Raw genomic sequence first — 20,052 nt, 5'->3', positions numbered from 1 at the left:
AACCTGTTCCTATATAGCGTGGGGCGTTTTCACCGAAGCCGGACCGGAAAACCTCCAGAAGCAGCACGCGAGCCCGCCGGAGCAACGACCAGGAGACACGCATGGACGACGACACCGCCTCAGCGGGCATACCCACTTTCACCGGCACATCGATACTGGTGACCGGCGGCGGTAGTGGCATCGGCCTGGGCATCGCTCGTTCGCTCGTTGCGTCCGGCGCTCACGTCACGATCTGCGGACGCAACAAGGAGAAACTCGATGCTGCCGCCGAATCGATCCGGCAGGCGACTGCCGCAGGATCGGTCAGCGTCTCCCCCGCCGACGTCACGATCGAGACAGACGTCGTCGCCGCTGTCGCCGCGGCGGTGTCCGTCACCGGAAAGCTCGACGGAGTCGTGGCCTGCGCCGGCGGGAACGAAACCATCGCACCGGTCACGCAACTCGACGTCGACGCCTGGCGCCGCACCGTCGACCTCAACGTCACGGGGACCATGCTGACGATCAAGCACGGCGCGCGGGCACTGGTGGCAGGAGGCGGTGGATCCATCGTCGCGATCTCGTCGATCGCCAGCAGCAACACACATCGCTGGTTCGGCGCGTACGGCGTCTCGAAGTCCGGCGTCGACCACCTGGTGCAATTGGCGGCAGACGAACTGGGCGCCAGCAACATTCGTGTCAATGCGATCCGGCCGGGTCTGACCCGAACGGATCTGGTCGCGCTCATCACCGACGGTGGCCCCATCCTGGACGACTACCTGGCCAACACGCCGCTCGAACGCGTCGGCGAGGTCGAGGACGTCGCCGGACTCGCTTCTTTCCTACTCGGACCGCAATCCACCTGGATCACCGGGCAGATCATCAACGTCGACGGAGGCCAAATGCTGCGCCGCGGACCGGATTTCCGCTCGATGCTCGAACCCGTCTACGGCTCCGACGGACTCCGTGGGGTGGTAGCGCCATGAGCTACACGATTCTGGGCAAGAGGGTCGAGATGCCCGTCGAAGTTCGCACCGCGTCGGCCTTCATGGCGTTGTACTCGGTACCGAGCACAACCGCGCAGTCGATCATCGACTACACCGGCTTGACCGTGCTCCAGTACCGCCCTGGCCGGGCGCTGTGCGGCCTGGTTTTTGTCGACTACATCGACGGGGATCTGGGGCCGTACAACGAATTCGGAGTGACGTACATGGTGCGCAGCCACACTGCGCCTCCCGAAACCTCGGTGCTGGGAGATCTACGTTCGCTCGCTGCCGGAACTGCAGGGGCACTCATTCACGAGTTGCCGGTGGACGGCGAGTTCACCAAGGCCGCCGGCCGGGAAATCTGGGGATTCCCGAAGGTGCTCGCCGAGTTCGACACCGAGCACGTCGGCTCGGTCAAGCGCGGATCGGTCTCTCGCGACGGCAAACTCATCACACAGTTGAGTGTGAAATCCGGCGTCAGCGTGCCGGGCGGCGGAGCCAACATGTCGTTGGCCGCGTACTCACATCTCGACGGCGCCACCAGGTGCACGTCGTGGGACATGGCACCGACCGGCGTCAAATCGCGCCCTGGTGGAGCCGAGGTTCAACTGGGCAGTCACCCGATGGCGGCGGAACTTCGGAAACTGGGACTCCCCCGCCGGGCCCTGATGACCACGACCATCAAGAACCTGGCGATGACGTTCGGGGAGGCCACAACAATCTGAGTGTCGGCCGACGGCACCCCTTTCGGTCACGTGTGACTCGGGCTACACTCCTGGACGGTTGACCAACTCGCGTCAGACCGCCCGAAAGGACACTCGTGCAGATCACCCGACGCACCGTACTGGCAGGCGCTGCCGCCGCACCTGCGCTCGCCGCTCTGTCGACGAACCAGGCCGTCGCAGCTTCGCCGGCACGCACCGTTTCACCCGCACGCACCGACAAGTCGTCGGCGTCACTGCAGGTGGGCGTCGGAATTTCCGACGTGACCGGACCGGTCGCCGAAGTCGGCATGATGGGCTACTCGAGCTTCGATCAACGCGCCGAAGGCCTGCACCAGCGAATGCGCGCACGCGCCTTCATCTTCGAGTCCGGCGGGTCGCGGGTCGCCTACGTGTGCGTCGACAACTGCATGATCTTCCAGTCCGTTCATGACGAGGTCCTGCGCCGACTGGCCGGGAGGTTCGGTGACATCTACACCGAACGCAACGTCATGTTGACGGCCATCCATTCACACGCGGCATGTGGTGGGGCCTCGCACAACTACGCGTACAACCTCGCAGTTCTCGGCTTCGAACTGCAGGTGTTCGAAGCCGAGGTCAACGGCATGGTCGAGGCGATCAGCGCTGCGCACGAGAACCTGGCGCCAGGCACGGTCCGTTTCGGGCGGTCCGATCTCACCGATGCCAGCGTCAACCGATCGCGAGTGGCGTTCGACCTCAATCCCGAAGAGGACAAGGCCTACTACCCCGGTGGCAACGACCACCACATGCGTGTCATGCGGATCAGTCGGGGCAGCAAGGACATCGGAGCGATCAACTGGTTCGCCACCCACTGCGCCTCGCTCACGAACGAGAACCATCTCATCTCCGGGGACAACAAGGGCGCCGCGGCGTACTTCTGGGAGCACGACGACCAGGGCGTGCGCTACCTCGACGGCGACACCAGCTTCATTGCTGCGTTTCCGCAGACCAACAGCGGCGACATGTCACCCAACCTCTTCCTCGAGCCCGGACGCGGACCGACCGAAGACGAATTCGAGAACGCACGCATCATCGGGCTGCGCCAGGTTGCGGCGGCTCGAACTGCCTTCGACGCGGCGTCCGACACCGTCACCGGTGGCGTCGACAGTCGGATCATGTACCTGGACATGGCAAATCAGGTGGTGAGCGGAAGATTCACCCCCGACGGACGCGAGCACCGCACCGCTCCGGCCGCGATCGGCGCGGCAATGAGCGCCGGAAGCGTCGAGGACGGGCCGGCAATCCCGATCTTCCCCGAGGGCACCCGAAACCCCATGATCGACGCCCTGGGCGGTATGGATGCTCCTGTGCCTCAATGGCTTCAGGACGCACAGGCGCCCAAACTCGTAGTCGTTCCGGTCGGCCTGCTGCCACCGGGAGGATGGGTGCCGAACGTACTCAAGATCCAGATCCTGCGGATCGGTCAGTTCTACATCGTCGGTGGCCCTGCGGAATTCACCATCGTCTCCGGATTACGAGTGCGTCGAACCGTCGCCGAGGAGCTTGGGGTTCCCCTCGAGAACGTCATCTTCCAGGGATACGCGAACTCGTACTCGAGCTACTGCACCACACCACAGGAATACGATTCGCAGCAGTACGAGGGCGGTTCGACGATGTTCGGTCGTTACACACTGCCGGCCTATCAGCAGGGGTATGCCGCCCTTGCAGCCGCGATGCGCGACGGCACCGAACCTCCTCGCGGCCCCGCTCCGGCCGACCTGTCCGGGTTCCAACCCAGCTTCGGACCTGGCGTCGACTTCGACGAGCCCTTGCCGGGAACACAATTCGGCGATGCAACCGTTCAACCCGGCGACACCTCACCGGGTGGGCAGGTTGCCGTCGAGTTCGTCACCGGCCACCCCAAGAACGACACTCACCGAAACGGGACCTTCTACGAGATCCAGCGCAATACCGGAGGATCCTGGACGCGCGTGGCCGACGACAACGACTGGTCCACCAAACTGCACTGGCGCCGGGTCGGGAGCAACGGTTCCGTCGTGCGCATCACGTGGGATGTTCCGGCCGATACTCCGGCGGGTACGTATCGAGTCCAACACTTCGGTGCGTCGAAGGCTCGGGGTAGCGGCGCGATCACGCCCTTCTCCGGGGTGACGTCCGAATTCCGCCTCAACTGACCCGCGTGAACGTATCGCTCCCCTTGTTGGACAAGGGGAGCGATACGTTCACGCGATGGGGTCAGAGCGCAATGGACAGGTTCAGGCGGCGGTCGGGTGCAGCGAGGTGGTCGGCGTCGACGGCTCTGACGCTGCCGGGCGGTCGATCTTCGCCGCGACGAGCAAGACCAGCAGACCGGCGACGGTGACTGCCGCTCCCATCCAGATCGGGGAGGTGAAGCCGAGTCCCGCGGCGATGGTGATTCCGCCCAGCCATGCCCCGAGTGCGTTGCCGACGTTGAAGGCGGCGATGTTGGCACCCGATGCCATGGTCGGTGCTGCCGACGCGTAGTTCATGATCCGCATCTGCAGACCGGGAACCGTCGCAAAACCGAAGGCGCCCATGAAGAACAGCGAGATCACAGTCACGACCTTGCTCTCCGCGGTGGCGGCGAACACGATCAGAACGACGGTCAGGATCGCGAGAATCCAGACCAGCGCCTTCGTGAGCGAACGGTCGGCCGCCTTGGCGCCGAGGAAGTTGCCGACGAACAGGCCCGAGCCGAAGAGGATGAGCAGCCACGGAACGCTGGACGTCGCGAAGCCGGTGACCTCGGTGAGGGTGAAGGCGATGTAGGTGAAGGCTCCGAACATTCCGCCGTAGCCGAGGATGGTGATGGCGATCGAGAGCCATACCTGCTTGTTGCGGAATGCCCCCAACTCTCCGCGCAATCCGCCACCGGTCGTGCTGGCGGGCGTCGTCGGGACGAGTGCTGCAATTCCGATCAGGGCGATGACGCCGATGACGGTGATGGCCCAGAACGTCGAGCGCCATCCGAGTTGCTGGCCCAGCAGCGTGCCGAACGGAACGCCGAGAACGGTGGCGATGGTCAGGCCCGCGAACATCATCGCGATGGCGCCGGCGCGCTTGTTGGGCGCGACCATGTCGGCGGCAACCACCGAGCCGATTCCGAAGAACGCACCGTGGCACAGCGCCGCGACGATGCGTCCGCCCATCATGACCTCGTAGGAGGGAGCGAGCGCGGACATCAGGTTGCCGATGATGAACAGCACCATGAGCGAGAGAAGGACCTTCTTGCGCTCGAAGCGGGTGACGGCAGCGGTCAGGAGGATCGCGCCGATCGCCACCGACAGTGCGTAGCCCGAGATCAGGTAGCCCGCGACGGACTCGGTGACCTCGAAATCAGCCGAGATCTCGGGCAGGAGGCCCATGATGACAAATTCGGTGAGGCCGATCCCGAACCCGCCCATAGCGAGGGCAATGAGACCCAATGGCATCTCGATGTTCCTTTCACAGATTTACGCGTAAGCCGTTAGCGGGCGTGCGCAGTAGTTGCAGGCGCGCTATAAATAGTTGCACGCGCGCGCTACATGCGCAAGCTGGTAACCTGGAGTCGCAGGAAACGGACAAGGAGAATCACATGGGGATCGCCGACGACGCCGTCGAAATCCGTTCGCAAGGGTGGCGCACGCTCGCAGCACTGCACGGCGCCCTCGACACCGAACTGGAACGCGCGCTCCAGCGTGAGCACAAACTGTCCGTCGTCGAATACACCGTGCTCGACGCACTGAGCCGCCAGGATGGCTGGCACATGCGGATGGCTCAGTTGGCTCGCGCTGCCGCACTGAGCAGCAGCGCCACGACGCGCTTGGTCAATCGACTCGAAGATCGAGGACTATTGACGCGCATCCTGTGCGCCGACGACCGTCGAGGCATCTACACCGAGCTGACGCCGGCCGGCCGCGAGCTTCTCGAAAGCGCACGGCCGACGCACGACGCCACCCTCGAAGCCGCACTCGACGAGGCATGCAAGACACCCGAACTCGCGCCACTGGTGCGCGCCCTCCACGAGCTTCCCGTCGGCTAGAAGTCTGCCGGAAGCAGGGCACGCTCTTTGATGCCCGAGACCACCTGAGCGACAAACACACTCGCATCGACGACCACCCGCCCACCACGCGCGGGGACCAGAACGTCGACGGTGCCGCCGTGCACCTCGTTGTCTCCGATCACCGCGATGTACGGGTCACGGTGAGTGCGTGCCTCGCGGATGCGACGTCCCAACGATCCGTCAGGCGCGATCGCCACTCGAACATCGCGAGCCTCGAGATCGGCCCGCAAACGCTCGGCCTCAACCTGGTGCCGGTCGCCGACGGGCAGAATCGAGACTTGGTTGGGTGCCAGCCACGGCGGCATCCGCCCTTCGAACCTTTCGATCAAAAGCGCAGTCATGCGTTCCATCGATCCGAGCAAGCCCCGATGGATCATGACGGGGCGAGCCTTGGATCCGTCCTCAGCGGTGTACTCGAGGTCGAACCGCTCCGGTTGATTGAAGTCGAGTTGCACGGTCGAGAGTGTTTCCTCGCGGCCGTGCGCGTCTCGCACCTGGACGTCGATCTTGGGACCGTAGAACGCTGCCTCCCCCTTCGCTTCCACGTACTCGATCGAGCGTGCATTCAGCGCCCCGCGAAGGTGATCCTCGGCGTCCGCCCACTGCTCGTCGGTGCCGAGGTACTGCCCCTCTCCCCCTCTGATCGAGAGGCGGTACTTCCGTTCGGCAATCCCCAGAGTCGAGTAGCAGCGCTCGATCGCGTCGAGCGCGACGATCACTTCCGCTTGCACTTGTTCGCGACTACAGAAGACATGTGCGTCGTCGAGATTGATCTGTCTGACTCGACTCAATCCGCTGAGAACACCGGAGAGTTCGCTACGGAACATCGAGCCGAGTTCACGAACGCGGAAAGGTAGCTCGCGATAACTACGACCGCGAGCGGCGAATACCTGAGCGTGATGAGGACAGTTAGCCGGACGAAGGAGAAATGACTCTCCGCCTATCTTCATTTCGGGAAACATGTCGTCCGAGAACATGGACCAATGCCCAGATCTCTCGTACAACTCTTTCTTCGCCATAACGGGGGTATAGACACCCCGGCATCCGGATCGCGCTGCTTGTTCGGCGGCGAGCTTTTCGAGTTCGTTCCTGATGATCGCGCCGTCCGGTAACCAGAGTGGGAGGCCGGCCCCGACGGTGGGGGTGGTGGCGAAAAACTCCAGGTCGCGCCCGAGTTCGCGGTGGTCAACGCTCATGAGAGGTCTCCAAATCGTTCAAGGGGAGACGCACACGGAGCGACGAAACAGGAAAGCCCCGGGGCGATAACTCCCGGGGCTGAAAGGGTTTGGTCAGCAGTTCCTAAACGATGCGCCGGAAGAGAACCGGCGTCGTCGTGTTGTGCGCAATACTGACCATGTACGTGAGGTTACATCAACTTCCTACCCACCTACAGCCCGAATTGTCGGGCCTCTATGCTGACGCAACTGGGAAGGCGCAGCAGTAGCCAACGAAACACCCACGAAGAGCGAAGTTTCGGCAATCATGTCCGAACGTGAGGTTCTCGGATATGAGGAGGATGTGCGACGGTGCCGGACCACTTGCTCGAACAGTTGATCACCATTCCTTTGTTCACCGGAATCATCGGGTACATCACCAATTGGTCGGGCGTCCTGATGCTGTTTGCGCCGATTAACTTCCACGGGATCAAAGTGCCCGGCCTCAAACTGCTCTTCCCGTTCCTCCCCCGACGCGTCCAGGTGATCCCCGCGATCACCAGCGACGGCAGATTCGGTTGGCAAGGCATCGTCCCCTCGCGGGCGGAGAAGATGGCGTCGATCGCCGTCGACAAATCCCTCGCGAAAGTCGGCAGCATCGCCGACTTCTATCGCGTCCTGGACCCGGACAGCATCGCCGAGCACTTGGTGAACATTTCTCGCAGTGAAGTGCGCGGCGTGGTCACCAGAATCATGACGGCCGAGAATCCTCAGCTCTGGCACAACCTTCCGACGTCGGTGAAGGAGGCCGTCTTCCGCAAGGTGGAGGACGATCTGCCGGCCAGCGTGCGCATGATCACCGACCGCATCGAAGAGGACATCGACGAGTTCATCGACGCGAAGCTGATGGTGATCCGCTACCTCTCTTCGCACCCCAAACTGCTCAACGACATCTTCCGCACGATGGGCAACAAAGAGCTCAGGTTCATGCAGAACTTCGGCTTCTACTTCGGGTTCCCGATGGGCTTCGTGCTCGTCGGAATCCTCCATCTGGTTCCGCAGTGGTGGGTGCTTCCCATCGGTGGCGTGATCATCGGGTACATCGTGAACTACCTCGGAATCACGATGATCTTCGAACCGATCACCCCCAGCCGTTGGGTGCCGTGGCGGCAGGGACTGTTCCTGAAACGCCGCACCGAGATCATCGCCGGGTACGCAAAAACCCTCGCCGATCACGTCGTGACGCTCGAGAACATCGGCACCGAACTCCTCGAAGGTCCCCGCTCGGACCGAACGCGGCGGATGCTCGATCAGGTACTGCGCGAATCCGTCGACGACGCAGCCGGCTGGGCAAAGTCGGTGGTCAAGATGACCGTTGGTTCGCAGAGCTACAAGCGTCTGCCCGGCCTGGCCACCACCGAAGTGCTCGACCTGTACCCCCGGGTCTTCGAGGATGCGGAGTTCGCCGAGAACCAGTCGGAGAAGATTCGTGTCTTCGTCACCGAACGCATGAGCATCCTTTCACCGGAAGATTTCAGCGAACTACTACGCTCAGCCGTCAAGCAGGACGAGTGGCTGTTGTTCGTACACGGGGCCGTGCTGGGCTCGTTTGCCGGTTTCCTACACCTCGCAATATTCGGAGTATGAGCATGAGTGAGCACGACCATCGCATGATCGTCGAAGCGGAATCGTACGACTGGGCTGCGGACATCGCGCCGGTCGAATCCGTCGAAAAGCGTCTGATCCGTAGCCTTGTCGGGCTTACCGCCACGACGACGCTCACGTCGATCAAGCTGACGGGTTGGGCTTTCGGAACGGCGAAGGAGGCGACGCGGCAGATCGTTCAGGCTGCGGCCGAAGCCGCGGCAGAGGCCGCTGAATCGGCCAATGTTCAATCCGAACGTCGGGCCGAGAACTCCAACGGAGACGGCTCGCGGACCGAGAACCTACGGGCAGCAATGGCAACTCGAACCAATCGCAAGCAGAGCGTCGAGGCCACTCTCGCGGCGCTGCGGGCACGTGGCGACAGATTGCTGGACCGTTCCGCGGACGTGACCGATCGCGACGATCTGCACCCGGCTTACGACCGGATCCTCGACGAGATCGCACCAGACGAAGCTCGAATTCTTCGGTTGCTGGCCACCTCCGGCGCACAACCGAGCGTCGACGTGCGCACGGCGCGGCCGTTCGGAGTCGGCTCGGAGATGATCGACGAGGGTCTGTCGATGATCGGAGAACTGGCAGGCTGTCGACATCTGGACCGCATCAGCGCGTACCTGAACAACCTGCATCGGCTCGGTTTGGTGGCGTTCTCACGCGAGCCCGTCGAGGCCGACCGGTACCAGGTGGTCGAGGTGCAGCCATCGGTGATCGAGGCGGTCAAGCGCGCCGGCCGATCGAACAAGATAGTGCGTCGTAGCATCCTGTTGACGCCGTTCGGTGACGACTTCTGTCATACCTGTTTTTCTCTGTAGGGCCTCCGGCCCTGTGCGCCTTTTTGGTAGTTACCACTACCAAAAAGGCGCACAGGGGGCTTGCCCCCTACAGCCAGGTATCTTCTGTCGTGGTCGTCAGGAACGCTTCCAGATCGTCACGCCAGGTAGCCGGAACAGTCTTGTCCGGCTCGATGCCCGTGTACTGCCCGCGATAGAAGAGCAGCGGGCGTTCGGTCTTGATCTCACTCATCGACGACACCCGACCGAAGACGACGTAGTGATCGCCGCCGTCGTGGACGGTTTCCACCGTGCAGTCGATGTGTGCAAGGGACTTGTCGATGATCGGCGAGCCCAGAGGCGATGGCGTCCAATCGATGCCCGCGAACTTGTCCGGCTCACGTGACCCGAAACGAGCACACACCGCCTGCTGTTCCTCCGCCAACACGTTGACGGCGAACTTACCGGTCCGCTCGATTGCCGCCCACGACCGAGAACCCTTGGTGGGGCAGAACAACACCAAAGGCGGGTCGAGTGACAGGGCCGCGAAAGACTGACATGCGAACCCGACAGGCTCACCGTCGTCGACTGTCGTGATGATGGTGATGCCCGTGCAGAATTGCCCGAGAACCGTGCGGAACTGGCGTGGATCGATCGCCTGCTCCGCACTCACCGACGCGTCGGGCGAACTCACGGCTTCATTCCCACCGTGAAGTCGTGACCCCACAGGCTCACGGCCGTGCTTTCCCTCGCGATCCAGTTTTCGTCCTCGACCTCTAGCCCCTCACAACCGAATTCGATGTCGAACCCGCCTGGAGTCTTCATGTAGAACGAGAGCATCTCGTCGTTGACGTGGCGACCGAGAGTCGCCGACATCTTGACCTTCTTGCGCAGTGCCCGGTCGAGGCACAGTCCGACGTCGTCGGAGTTCTCCACTTCGAGCATCAGGTGCACGATGCCCGTCGGGTTGGGCAACGGCAGGAACGCCAAGCTGTGGTGACGCGGGTTGCAGCCGAGGAACCTCAGCCACGCCGGGTCGCCGTCCGCGGGCCGGCCGACCATCTGCGGAGGCAGACGCATCGAATCGCGAAGCTTGAATCCGAGTACGTCGCGGTAGAACCGCAGCGAAGCATCGTCATCGTCGGTGGTGAGCACGACGTGGCCGAGCCCCTGCTCACCCGTCACGAACCTGTGCCCGTACGGGCTCACGATCCGGCGGTGTTCGAGAGCAGCTCCGTGGAACACCTCGAGGGAGTTGCCCGAGGTGTCCTCGAACGCGATCATCTCGACGACGCGACGGTCCTTGAGCTGCTCCGCCGTGCCTTCCTTGAACGGAACACCGGCTGCCGACAACCTGTCACGGATATCCTGCAGCTCAGCGGCATTCGCGGTTTCCCAACCCGAGACGAGCAGACGGTCCGTGTCGTTCGGAACGATGACAAGACGCGCCGGGAAGTCGTCCATACGCAGATACAGCGATTCCGCGTCGACGCCCTTGCCCTCGATCATTCCGAGGATCTTGAGTCCGTATTCGCGCCACGCAGCCATGTCGGTGGCCCCGATGCGCATGTACGCCAGAGATCGAATACCCATCATTTACCTCCGTCGAGCAGGAAGTCGGTTGCGAGCCGGTTGAATTCGTCGAACTTCTCGAGCTGCGCCCAGTGACCGCAACCGCCGAAGACGTGGAGCTGCGCGCGCGGGATCATCTTGAGCGCGACCAGTGCGCCGTCGAGAGGGTTGACCCGATCCTCACGGCCCCAGATCAGCAACACACGCTGACGAAGCTTGTACGCCTCGCGCCAGAGCATGCCGAGCTCGAAGTCACCGCTGGAGAAGGACTTACCCATCGCCTTGGCCGCAGCCAGCGACTCGGGAGTGCTGGCGGCAGCAAAACGTTCGTCGACGAGTTCCGGCGTGATCAGCTTCTGATCGAAGACCATGATCCGCAGGAATGCTTCGAGGTTTTCTCGGGTGGGCTGGTAGCTGAACTTTCCGAGGTTCTTGACGCCCTCGGTGGGGTCCGGCGCAAACAGGTTGACACTCAGACCGCCGGGGCCCATCAGAACGAGGCGACCCGCACGGTCCGGGTAGTCGAGCGCAAAGCGAACAGCAGCGCCACCACCGAGCGAATTGCCCAGCAGATCAACGCGACCGGTGATCTCGAGCGTGTCCAGGAGATCGTTGAGCGCCGACGCACTGTGAACGAAGTACTGCGGATGCTCCGTCGGCTTGTCGGACTGCCCGTAACCGGGCTGATCGACCGCGATGACGTGAAAGCTCTTCGCCAACACCGGAATGTTGCGGGCGAAGTTAGACCACGACGACGCGCCTGGGCCACCGCCGTGCAGCAGCACGATGGTCTTGTCGTTTCCGACGCCCGCCTCGTGGAAGTGCAGTTTCAGATCGGGGCGCACTTGCGCGAACCGTGAAGTGGACTCGTAGGTGAGGGCTTCTTCGGTGGTTGTCACTGAGCCTCCTCTAGACCATCGTGTCGGTGATCGGCAGACCGAATTCGCCGGTTCCGAACATGACGTACGCGCGTTCGGGATCGTTGGCGGCGTGGACGCGACCAGCGTGAGCATCGCGCCAGAAACGCTGAATAGGAGTGCCGTTCTGCAGCGCCGTGGCGCCGGAGTTCTCGAAGAGCTTGTCGATCGAGGCGATCGCGCGGCCCGTGGCGCGCACCTGGTCACGTCGAGCGCGCAGCCGCAGTTCCATCGGAACCTCTTCGCCCGCAAGGATCAACGCGTACTCGTCGGCGACGTTGCCGGAGAGCTGACGCCACGCGGCGTCGATGTCGCTGGATGCCTCGGCGATGCGCACCTTGGCAAACGGATCGTCCTTCGACTTCTCGCCGGCGAACGCAGCGCGAACACGCTTGCCCTGGTGCTCGACGTGCGCTTCGTAAGCTCCGTAAGCCATTCCGACGATCGGTGCCGAGATCGTGGTGGGGTGAATGGTTCCCCACGGCATCTTGTAGACCGGCGCGGTGTTGTTCTCGAGGCCCGGGGCGGTCAGTTCGCTCATCGCCCGGAAGCTCAGCACGCGATGCTTGGGAACAAAAACATCCTTGACCACAACGGTATTGGAGCCGGTTCCACGCAGGCCGACCACATTCCACACGTCGTCGATCTGGTAGTCCTCGCGAGGAATCAGGTAGCTCACGAAATCGACCGCGCGGCCGTCTTTGAACACCGGACCACCGAGAACGGCCCAGCTGGCGTGGTCACAACCCGAGGACCACGCCCACGCACCGTTGACCTTGTATCCGCCCTCGACTACTTCACCCATACCCATCGGGGCGTAAGAGGACGAGATGCGAACGTCAGTGTCGTTGCCCCACACGTCTTCCTGCGCCTGCTGAGAGAAGAGGGCGAGGTGCCAGTTGTGTACCCCGATGATCGAGGAGACCCACCCTGTGGAACCACACGCGCTGGCGATCTTCTTGACCGCGGAGTAGAACAGCACCGGATCGGCTTCGTATCCGCCCCACTGCTTCGGCTGCAGCAAGCGGAAGAAGCCTGTTTCCTGGAGAGCCTTGATGGACTCGTCGGGGATACGACGCAGATCCTCGGTCTCCTGTGCGCGCTCGCGCAGTGCCGGCAGTAGTGCGTCGAGCCTCTGCATCACCTCGTGGCTGTCATGGTTACCCACTTCGACGCTCCCGTCTTCCTCGATCGGTTGGTTCACTTACACTTGAGACTAGAACACGTTCTCTTTTCTGTCGAGACGCTGACAAAGGTCCCGTTTGTGGCCGCAATGCTGTAACAAGTGCCCCCAAAATCTGGCGGAACCGGATCGAGTTCTATAACGTGTTCTACTAACAGCTAGAAGGGATGTGAGGTCACAATGGCGCAGATTCGCGAGATCGACGTCGGAACGGTGCAAACTCGTTTCGCCCGCGGTTGGCACTGCCTGGGTCTACTGAAGACCTTCAAGGACGGCAAACCGCACGCGATCGAGGCTTTCGGTACGAAGCTCGTGGTGTTCGCCGACAGCAAGGGCGACATCAAAGTTCTCGACGGATACTGCCGTCATATGGGTGGTGACCTCACACAAGGCGAGGTCAAGGGCGATTCCATCGCCTGCCCCTTCCACGACTGGCGCTGGGGCGGCAACGGCAAGTGCACCGGCATTCCTTATGCCCGCCGCGTGCCTCCGCTCGCACGCACCCGCGCGTGGACGACCCTCGAGCAGAACGGTCAGCTCTTCGTCTGGAACGACCCCGAGGGCAATCCGCCGCCCGAAGAGATCGTGATTCCTCGTATCGAGGGCGCGTACAGCGACGAATGGACCGACTGGACCTGGAACTCCATGGTCATCGAGGGGTCCAACTGCCGCGAGATCATCGACAACGTGGTCGACATGGCGCACTTCTACTACATCCACTACGCCTTCCCGACGTACTTCAAGAACGTCTTCGAAGGTGAGATCGCCACTCAGTACCTCAACACCACGGGCCGTCCCGACATCGGAATGGCCTCCCAGTACGGCGGCGACACGCTGCTTCGCTCCGAAGCTGCGTATTACGGACCGTCGTACATGGTCAATCCCCTGTGGAACAGCTACAGCGGATACGAGGTCGAGAGTGTTCTGATCAACTGCCACTACCCGATCAGCCCGGACTCGTTCGTGCTGCAGTGGGGCGTGACGGTGAAGAAGCCGACGGGTGTCTCCGACGAGATGGCCGACAAGTTGGCCGGCAAGTTCACCGAGGGCATCAGCGAGGGATTCCTGCAGGACGTCGCGATCTGGAAGAACAAGACCAAGATCGAGAATCCCCTTCTCTGCGAAGAAGACGGCCCCGTCTACCAGCTACGACGCTGGTACGAGCAGTTCTACGTGGACAAGGCCGACGTCACCGAGAAGATGACGCAGCGCTTCGAGTTCGAGGTGGACACCACCAAGGCAAACGAAGCCTGGCACGCCGAGGTCGAGGAAAACCTCGCACGCCAGAAGGCCGAGAAGGAAGCTGCAGCAGAAGCGGCAAAGAAGGAAGCAGAGGTCTAGTCGTGAGCGCCTCGATCGGAACCGACGCACGGTGGGCTCGTTGGGCCAAGGCACCGGACTTTGCCGGGCAAACGGAACGGCTCGAGGCGATCGCGGCCCAGACGATCGAGGACAAGCACGAATACCTCGACTCGGGTCTGCAGGAAGTCGACTGCAAGGCATGCGGCGCGTGCGTACTGGTTCGCAAGAACACGTACAAACACACCAGCGTTCAGTGGACTTCCGACCCGGCGCTGCGTTGCCACACCTTCAAAGAGGCAATTGCTTCCGGGCAGTCGTCGGCATTGAAAGACGGATGCCCGAAACTGCACGACAGCATCGCCGACGCGGTTAGGGACGGCACCATCACGGTGCGTGATCCCGAGGTCAGCTGACCTGATTGTGTAGAACGAGGGCCGACCCACGGGTCGGCCCTCGTTTTACGTTCCAGCGCCCGCGTGTCCGTCAGGCAGGCGGTCGCACCTTTCGTGCAGCCACCGCGTAGACGTCGCTCGACGTGGTGAGAGAGTTCTTTCCGCTGGCCGCCGGCACTCCCCCGCGTAGATTCACGGCCCAGTTGAGCGCACCCAGCGGTCCACACCCGCTGGCTCCCGGCGCCGCAAACACCGCATCCGAATGTGGGACTGCCGGGAACACTGCACCGGGGAACTCACCGATAGGTTCCGACGGAGGGTTTCCGGTTGTGGTCAGGTGAAGGTTGATCGGATTCGAAACCGAACCGATGTAGCAATCGTCACCGAGCAAGGGATTAGACAGTTTCAATCGAACAGGCATGGTGAGTTCCTGCTCGAGAACCTTCAGATCCGGGACTCCCACCGATTCCACCGTCGCGCTGATCTGAGTCAGTCCCAGCGGAGTATCGATCCCGAGAGCACCTCCGGGTACCGAAATCGGATTGGAATAGACCCCGTTGGACCCGTCCTGCTTGGCGACGAACGTCTCGATGAAACTGTTGTCCGGCTGGGTCGCGTATTTCACTCCGCCCGCAACCTTGAGGCTTCCGTCCGGGATCGGCACCGAAAGTGCGCCCAATTTCATGGTCCCTCCGCGAACTACGACGCTGGCGCACGTCGTCACCTCGAGATCCTCGATCGGGCACGTGCCCCAACCGTCGAAGGTCAACGGATCAACCGCTGCCGCACCGGAGGAACCGAGCGATCCGCTGCCGGAAGACCCTGACGATGATTCGTCGGCAAGTGCCACACCTGCACCGGCCATGACAAATGTTGCAACTAGCGCGACTGTCGACATCACTCGAGATTTGTTGCGGCTCTTCATCTTCGAATTCCTCCACCGTTGACGGAAATTCACGAGAGCCACCCCCTGCGGATCGCACCTCGATCTACGCCCGGCACGCTACCGAGAAGTGAGACGCGGATTCACACATAACGACGATATTTCCCACCAAAGAACTACGGCGATCACGCTCGATCGAACTTCCGCCCTAGCCCGGAAACCGTATCGATCCTGTCGGCTCAGTTCGGTTCGACTGTGCCCGAACCGATGACCTGATCGAGGAACGGCCCGAACATCTCCCCCAGGTTCTCGGCGATCTGATCGGGGGTACCGAAAGACAACGTCACGTGACTGATCGCCAGACGCACTATCGTGCTGCCGAACATCTCGGCATGGATGCGGTCGACGTTCGCCCAACTGGTCATGAAGATCTCGGCCAACCTCGCGCTCGCATGTTCGAGCAGCGGAGTCCCGTCAGTGGTGACCAAGCTCAGCAGGTCGTGCTGCGGCCGGGGACCGACAATGCTGACCACCATCGGATCCCGGGCACCGGCGTCGAAGAAGGCACGAAATGCAGCCGAGACCGCGCCACGCGGATCCGAATGATGCAGCGTTACTTCGCGTTCCACTTCTTCGAGAAACTCGTCGACAAACCGGATGAGGTATCCGGACGCCAATCCCTGGCGAGACGTGAACTCCTTGTACAACGTCTGCCGGCTCATACCCGCAGCTTCCGCGATATGCGCCATCGTGATGTCGTTCCACGATTTCTCGGTCAAGAGTTCGCGTGTGGCGTCGAGCGCTGACGCACGGAGGAGTTGACGAGCTGCCTCGTGGTACGGGACACGGGCACGAGCGGTGGACATATCGGGAAGATTTCCATCGCCCGTGCTCGGTGTCAAAACGGTGGACACGCAAGCCACAGAAGTCACGAGTGCACTCAGAGCACCGGTGAGGCGACAAGACCCGCCGCAAGTTCGGTCAGATCCCTGTTTGTATCGGCGAGTACGTCGGCGCTGATGTCCGGGGAGCGTTCGATAAGGGTTCGGACGGCACGAATGTCCTTCGGCCGGCCCACGCTCACAGCACCGACGATATTTCCGTCGCGCATGCAGATCGCAGTGAAGTCATAGGAGTCCAAGTCTCCTCGAACAATCACGGTGTCGTCCGCGCCTGGCCAACCCGCTACTTGAATGTTGCGGCCGAATTGGTTCGACCAACTCCAAGGGACGGATTCGAAGGGTTCTTCCTTCCCGACGATGGTCTTGGCAACTGCAACTGCGTGGTCCTGCGCAGTGTTCCAGTGCTCACCACGGTGCATGCCGCCGAGAAAACCGTTGGGCACGTTGGCCACATCGCCGATCGCGTACACATTATCGACAGACGTCCTGAGGTATCCGTCTACCGAAATCCCGTTGTCCACCGCAATACCCGCAGCAGCAGCCACATCGGTATCGGGCAAGGATCCGATTGCGACGACGGCCAACTCCGCTGTCCACTCGCGTCCGTCACGCGCACGTGCGGTGACGCCGTCGGCACCCGTCGTGAGCGTCTCGAGGTCGACTCCCGTCTGCAAGGCGACGCCCGCCGAGGCGTGCAGCGCGGCGATCTTCTCCGCTATCGACGGTGGAAGCAGCCTGGACAGGGGCACCGGTTGCGCTTCGAGAACCTGCACACTGCAACCCAAGTCGCGTGCCGTTGACGCCACCTCCGATCCGATCAAGCCACCGCCGACCACCAGTAGCGAGGATCCTTCGATCAGCTGGGATTGCAAGCGTCGCATGTCTGCGATATCCCGAAGATAGTGAACGCGCTCGGAATCTTCGTTCTCCAACCGTCGGGACCGTCCACCCGTGGCAAGAATCAGAACGTCGTAGTCGATGCTGTCACCGTCGGCTAAAAGTACTGTGCGGGAATCTGTGTCGATACTCGTGACAGTTGCGCCGATCCGAAGATCGATACCCTGCTCGGTCCAGAAAGTCGACGGCCGCAACCGAGCCCGATCGATCGACGCTTTCCCGGACAGTAGCTCCTTCGACAGCGCCGGGCGGCGGTACGGCTCCTCAGGTTCGCTGCCGATCAGGATGATGCTGCCGCCGAACCCTTCCTTGCGCAGGGCCTGCGCGGCACCGGAACCGGCGATGCCCGTGCCCACGATCACGACGGTGCGTGTGTCGGGCTCGCTGACCGCTGTCATCAGCGGTTCACCTCCACCATTTCGAAATCGACTTTGGCGGCACCACAATCAGGGCAAGACCAGTCTTCGGGAATCTCGTCCCAGCGAGTACCCGGCTCGATACCGTCGTCGGGCCAGCCGATCGCTTCGTCGTACTCGAACCCGCACTGGAGGCAGCGGAACAATTTGTAAGCAGTGGCAGTCTCGGACATCGGTTTCCCTTTCACCGGTGGGTAGTTCGATCAGGATTGCGTGACGAGCGTGAAGTCGACCTTCTCGCGGACGCCGCAGTCGGGGCAGCACCAGTCGTCCGGGATACTCGACCACGGCGTACCGGGCGGAAAGCCCTCTCGCGCAGCACCTGTCGATTCGGTGTACGTGTAGTCGCAGATCGGGCAGATGTAGGCGTTCATGCATTCACCCCGTAGGCTGCGAGGATCTTGGCCCGCTTCTTCGGCGCGATGTTGACCTGGGTGATGTCACCTCGGTAGTGCTCGAGAACGCGGTGGTCCATCACCTTGCGCCACAGGGGCGGGACTGTTGCGAGCATAATCATGCTGGCGTAGCCGCTCGGGAGCTGAGGGGCCTCTTCCATACTGCGAAGCGCCTGGTAACGACGTGTCGGATTCGCATGATGATCGCTGTGCCGCTGCAAGTGATAAAGGAAGACGTTAGTGCAGATGCGATCACTGTTCCAGCTGTGTGCCGGCGTGCATCGCTCGTACCGTCCGCTTGCGGTTTTCTGACGTAGGAGTCCGTAGTGCTCGAGGTAGTTGATCGCTTCGAGCAGCGAAAACCCGATGAACGCCTGGATCACGAGGTACGGCGCGATGCCGATCCCGAACACTGCAAGCGCGACACCGAACAGAACAACCGACATGAGCCAGGCGTTGAGCACGTCGTTCTTGATGCTCCAGTGCGTGGTGCCCAAACGCTCGAAGCGGGTCTTCTCGAGATGCCACGCCGACTTCAATCCCCCGCCGACGCTGCGCGGCCAGAAACCGTAGAGGGTCTCACCGAAGCGCGAGGTCGCCGGATCTTCCGGAGTCGACACTCGCACATGGTGGCCACGGTTGTGTTCGAGGTAGAAGTGACCGTAAGCACTTTGTGCGAGAACGATTTTGGACAACCAGCGCTCGACGCTCTCCTTCTTGTGCCCGAGTTCGTGGGCTGTGTTGATGCCGATTCCGGCCGTCACACCGATCGTCACTGCGAGTCCGATATTGGAGAGAACGCTCAAATCCCAACGCGCCCAGATGTAGCAGGACAGGAAGAAGGCCGTGTACTGCAGCGGCAGATAGGCGTAGGTGCACCACCGGTAGAAGCGGTCGTTCTCGAGTTCGTCGATCACCTCGTCGGGCGGATTCTTCCCGTCCTCACCCGCCAGGATGTCGATGACGGGAATGAGAGCAAACGCGATCAGTGGGCCGGTCCACCAGAAGACATTCCATCCGGTGGCGGTAACAAGCCCCACGGCGATGAAAGTTGCCGATGACGGAATCAGCGCCAACAGCCACAAGTAGCGTTTCCGGTCTCTCCAAGTTGCGAGCCGACCATCTGGCTCGGTGTACACCAACGCCGCCATCGAATTCTCCAGTTCTCGTTCGGATCAGTGAGTGCGTCCTGCGCGGTAATCCGCGACACGAACAACATCTATGTATAGAGAGTGGACAAATGATGGCGTTTTGTCAACGATTTTTGGGGTAAAAGTTTTACAAACACGCAGATTTGTACATCACTTGGATGTGGCGGCAGATCAGCGTTCAAGGAATCGAGGGCGCAAAAGTGCGCCGAAAGGCGCTCGCGCCTCAGGCGGAACGTAGGCCGCCTCGCCATGCCGGGAATACAGGTGGTCGTCCTCGTATCGCGGAAATACGTGGACGTGGTGGTGCCAGACGTCCTGGTTGCCCGCCGGTTCGTTGTGCTGCCGGGTCGAGACGCCGTCGCAGCCGTAGGCTTCACGAATTGCAACAGCCACGGCCTGAACCAGGTCGAAAACCGAGTGCCCGACGCTCGTGGGCAAAGTGTAGAGATTCTCGAAGTGCTCGATCGGCGACACAAGTACGTGGCCGGGGTTGCCCGGCCACCACTTCGGGGAAATCCGAGCGATTGCGTGGTCGGTTCGAGCAACCAGGTCGGTCGACGAGTTGTGCTCGTCGAACTCGCCCAGCGCGAAGCGACAGAACGGGCACCGGTACCCCGGCGGCTCATGATGCAACTCGCCTGCCTTCACGTCGCGATCTTCCCACGACCTCAACGTCTGCAACCCGTGCGGAAAGCCCCAAAATGCCCGATCTGCGCGAATTTCCCCA

The 20,052-nt window shown here is 62.0% G+C and carries 21 protein-coding genes; 8 read left to right on the top strand and 13 right to left on the bottom strand.

Annotated features, from left to right (window positions below; genetic code table 11):
- The first annotated feature begins 101 nt into the window (after positions 1 to 101).
- The 3 genes from RHP72_RS04230 to RHP72_RS04220 all read left to right on the top strand — a co-directional run bounded on the left by RHP72_RS04230 (position 102) and on the right by RHP72_RS04220 (position 3,840).
- Positions 102 to 962 (top strand): SDR family oxidoreductase, encoded by an 861-nt coding sequence (locus RHP72_RS04230; RefSeq protein ID WP_064075148.1) that lies wholly within the window; start codon positions 102 to 104, stop codon positions 960 to 962.
- Positions 959 to 1,687, top strand: a complete 729-nt coding sequence (locus RHP72_RS04225) for an acetoacetate decarboxylase family protein (RefSeq protein WP_042920495.1) — start codon at positions 959 to 961, stop codon at positions 1,685 to 1,687. The genes RHP72_RS04230 and RHP72_RS04225 overlap by 4 nt, the downstream gene beginning before the upstream one ends.
- Positions 1,688 to 1,782: 95 nt before the next feature.
- A complete protein-coding gene (locus RHP72_RS04220) occupies positions 1,783 to 3,840 on the top strand; it encodes a neutral/alkaline ceramidase (RefSeq protein ID WP_311094375.1) in 2,058 nt (685 codons plus the stop codon).
- Positions 3,841 to 3,921: 81 nt separating this feature from the next.
- Here the strand turns inward: RHP72_RS04220 and RHP72_RS04215 are convergent, their stop codons facing one another.
- Positions 3,922 to 5,118 carry an MFS transporter gene (locus tag RHP72_RS04215; RefSeq protein WP_311094374.1) on the bottom strand — a complete coding sequence of 399 codons (1,197 nt, stop codon included), beginning with the start codon at positions 5,116 to 5,118 and terminating at the stop codon, positions 3,922 to 3,924.
- A gap of 143 nt (positions 5,119 to 5,261) precedes the next feature.
- Between RHP72_RS04215 and RHP72_RS04210 the strand changes: the two genes are divergently transcribed.
- A complete protein-coding gene (locus RHP72_RS04210; protein ID WP_003945852.1) occupies positions 5,262 to 5,708 on the top strand; it encodes a MarR family winged helix-turn-helix transcriptional regulator in 447 nt (148 codons plus the stop codon).
- Here the strand turns inward: RHP72_RS04210 and thrS are convergent.
- A complete protein-coding gene (thrS, locus tag RHP72_RS04205; protein WP_058039227.1) occupies positions 5,705 to 6,925 on the bottom strand; it encodes a threonine--tRNA ligase in 1,221 nt (406 codons plus the stop codon). The two genes, RHP72_RS04210 and thrS, sit on opposite strands and share 4 nt — an antisense overlap.
- A gap of 330 nt (positions 6,926 to 7,255) precedes the next feature.
- Here thrS and RHP72_RS04200 point away from each other — a divergent pair, with 330 nt between their 5' ends.
- Both RHP72_RS04200 and RHP72_RS04195 read left to right on the top strand, forming a co-directional pair.
- Positions 7,256 to 8,530 carry a DUF445 domain-containing protein gene (locus tag RHP72_RS04200; protein ID WP_007734105.1) on the top strand — a complete coding sequence of 425 codons (1,275 nt, stop codon included), beginning with the start codon at positions 7,256 to 7,258 and terminating at the stop codon, positions 8,528 to 8,530.
- A 2-nt stretch (positions 8,531 to 8,532) separates the two neighbouring features.
- The gene (locus tag RHP72_RS04195) at positions 8,533 to 9,357 is read left to right on the top strand and encodes an Abi-alpha family protein (RefSeq protein WP_165638601.1); all 825 of its coding nucleotides are present in this window, start codon (positions 8,533 to 8,535) and stop codon (positions 9,355 to 9,357) included.
- Between the two features lie 67 nt (positions 9,358 to 9,424).
- Here RHP72_RS04195 and hsaB read toward each other — a convergent pair whose 3' ends face one another.
- From hsaB to hsaA, 4 genes are read right to left on the bottom strand one after another with little or no spacing between them, the layout of a single operon-like run.
- Positions 9,425 to 10,009 (bottom strand): 3-hydroxy-9,10-secoandrosta-1,3,5(10)-triene-9,17-dione monooxygenase reductase subunit, encoded by a 585-nt coding sequence (gene hsaB / locus RHP72_RS04190; RefSeq protein WP_003945677.1) that lies wholly within the window; start codon positions 10,007 to 10,009, stop codon positions 9,425 to 9,427.
- On the bottom strand, positions 10,006 to 10,908 hold the full coding sequence (hsaC, locus tag RHP72_RS04185; protein ID WP_003945585.1) for an iron-dependent extradiol dioxygenase HsaC: 903 nt from the start codon (positions 10,906 to 10,908) through the stop codon (positions 10,006 to 10,008). The genes hsaB and hsaC overlap by 4 nt, the downstream gene beginning before the upstream one ends.
- On the bottom strand, positions 10,908 to 11,786 hold the full coding sequence (gene hsaD, locus RHP72_RS04180; protein WP_003945808.1) for a 4,5:9,10-diseco-3-hydroxy-5,9,17-trioxoandrosta-1(10),2-diene-4-oate hydrolase: 879 nt from the start codon (positions 11,784 to 11,786) through the stop codon (positions 10,908 to 10,910). The genes hsaC and hsaD overlap by 1 nt, the downstream gene beginning before the upstream one ends.
- A 10-nt stretch (positions 11,787 to 11,796) precedes the next feature.
- A complete protein-coding gene (hsaA, locus tag RHP72_RS04175) occupies positions 11,797 to 12,972 on the bottom strand; it encodes a 3-hydroxy-9,10-secoandrosta-1,3,5(10)-triene-9,17-dione monooxygenase oxygenase subunit (RefSeq protein ID WP_039973406.1) in 1,176 nt (391 codons plus the stop codon).
- A gap of 195 nt (positions 12,973 to 13,167) precedes the next feature.
- On the opposite strand from hsaA, the gene RHP72_RS04170 reads away from it, so the two are divergent.
- Both RHP72_RS04170 and RHP72_RS04165 read left to right on the top strand, forming a co-directional pair.
- Positions 13,168 to 14,328 carry a Rieske 2Fe-2S domain-containing protein gene (locus tag RHP72_RS04170; RefSeq protein ID WP_003945847.1) on the top strand — a complete coding sequence of 387 codons (1,161 nt, stop codon included), beginning with the start codon at positions 13,168 to 13,170 and terminating at the stop codon, positions 14,326 to 14,328.
- A gap of 2 nt (positions 14,329 to 14,330) precedes the next feature.
- On the top strand, positions 14,331 to 14,702 hold the full coding sequence (locus RHP72_RS04165) for a hypothetical protein (protein WP_003945499.1): 372 nt from the start codon (positions 14,331 to 14,333) through the stop codon (positions 14,700 to 14,702).
- Positions 14,703 to 14,772: 70 nt separating this feature from the next.
- On the opposite strand, the gene RHP72_RS04160 is transcribed toward RHP72_RS04165, so the two are convergent.
- The 7 genes from RHP72_RS04160 to RHP72_RS04130 form a co-directional block, all read right to left on the bottom strand.
- Positions 14,773 to 15,606, bottom strand: coding sequence for a hypothetical protein (locus tag RHP72_RS04160; RefSeq protein WP_054188050.1), 834 nt, complete (start codon positions 15,604 to 15,606; stop codon positions 14,773 to 14,775).
- A 197-nt stretch (positions 15,607 to 15,803) separates the two neighbouring features.
- Complete coding sequence (locus tag RHP72_RS04155) at positions 15,804 to 16,430, bottom strand: TetR/AcrR family transcriptional regulator (RefSeq protein WP_007734097.1); 627 nt, start codon at positions 16,428 to 16,430, stop codon at positions 15,804 to 15,806.
- A 74-nt stretch (positions 16,431 to 16,504) separates the two neighbouring features.
- A complete protein-coding gene (locus RHP72_RS04150; RefSeq protein ID WP_050655880.1) occupies positions 16,505 to 17,761 on the bottom strand; it encodes an NAD(P)/FAD-dependent oxidoreductase in 1,257 nt (418 codons plus the stop codon).
- Positions 17,761 to 17,952 (bottom strand): rubredoxin, encoded by a 192-nt coding sequence (locus RHP72_RS04145; RefSeq protein ID WP_050655879.1) that lies wholly within the window; start codon positions 17,950 to 17,952, stop codon positions 17,761 to 17,763. The genes RHP72_RS04150 and RHP72_RS04145 overlap by 1 nt, the downstream gene beginning before the upstream one ends.
- Before the next feature lie 30 nt (positions 17,953 to 17,982).
- Positions 17,983 to 18,153 carry a rubredoxin gene (locus RHP72_RS04140; protein WP_007734092.1) on the bottom strand — a complete coding sequence of 57 codons (171 nt, stop codon included), beginning with the start codon at positions 18,151 to 18,153 and terminating at the stop codon, positions 17,983 to 17,985.
- A complete protein-coding gene (locus tag RHP72_RS04135; RefSeq protein WP_003945652.1) occupies positions 18,150 to 19,325 on the bottom strand; it encodes an alkane 1-monooxygenase in 1,176 nt (391 codons plus the stop codon). The genes RHP72_RS04140 and RHP72_RS04135 overlap by 4 nt, the downstream gene beginning before the upstream one ends.
- A gap of 171 nt (positions 19,326 to 19,496) precedes the next feature.
- A complete protein-coding gene (locus RHP72_RS04130; protein WP_007734089.1) occupies positions 19,497 to 19,973 on the bottom strand; it encodes an HIT family protein in 477 nt (158 codons plus the stop codon).
- Positions 19,974 to 20,052: the final 79 nt, after the last annotated feature.

It is taken from the genome of Rhodococcus sp. SG20037 (genome assembly GCF_031763325.1).
Classification (GTDB): domain Bacteria; phylum Actinomycetota; class Actinomycetes; order Mycobacteriales; family Mycobacteriaceae; genus Rhodococcus_F; species Rhodococcus_F qingshengii.
Note: the sequence above shows the minus strand (reverse complement) of the source record. Positions and strands in the feature narration are given on the sequence as shown.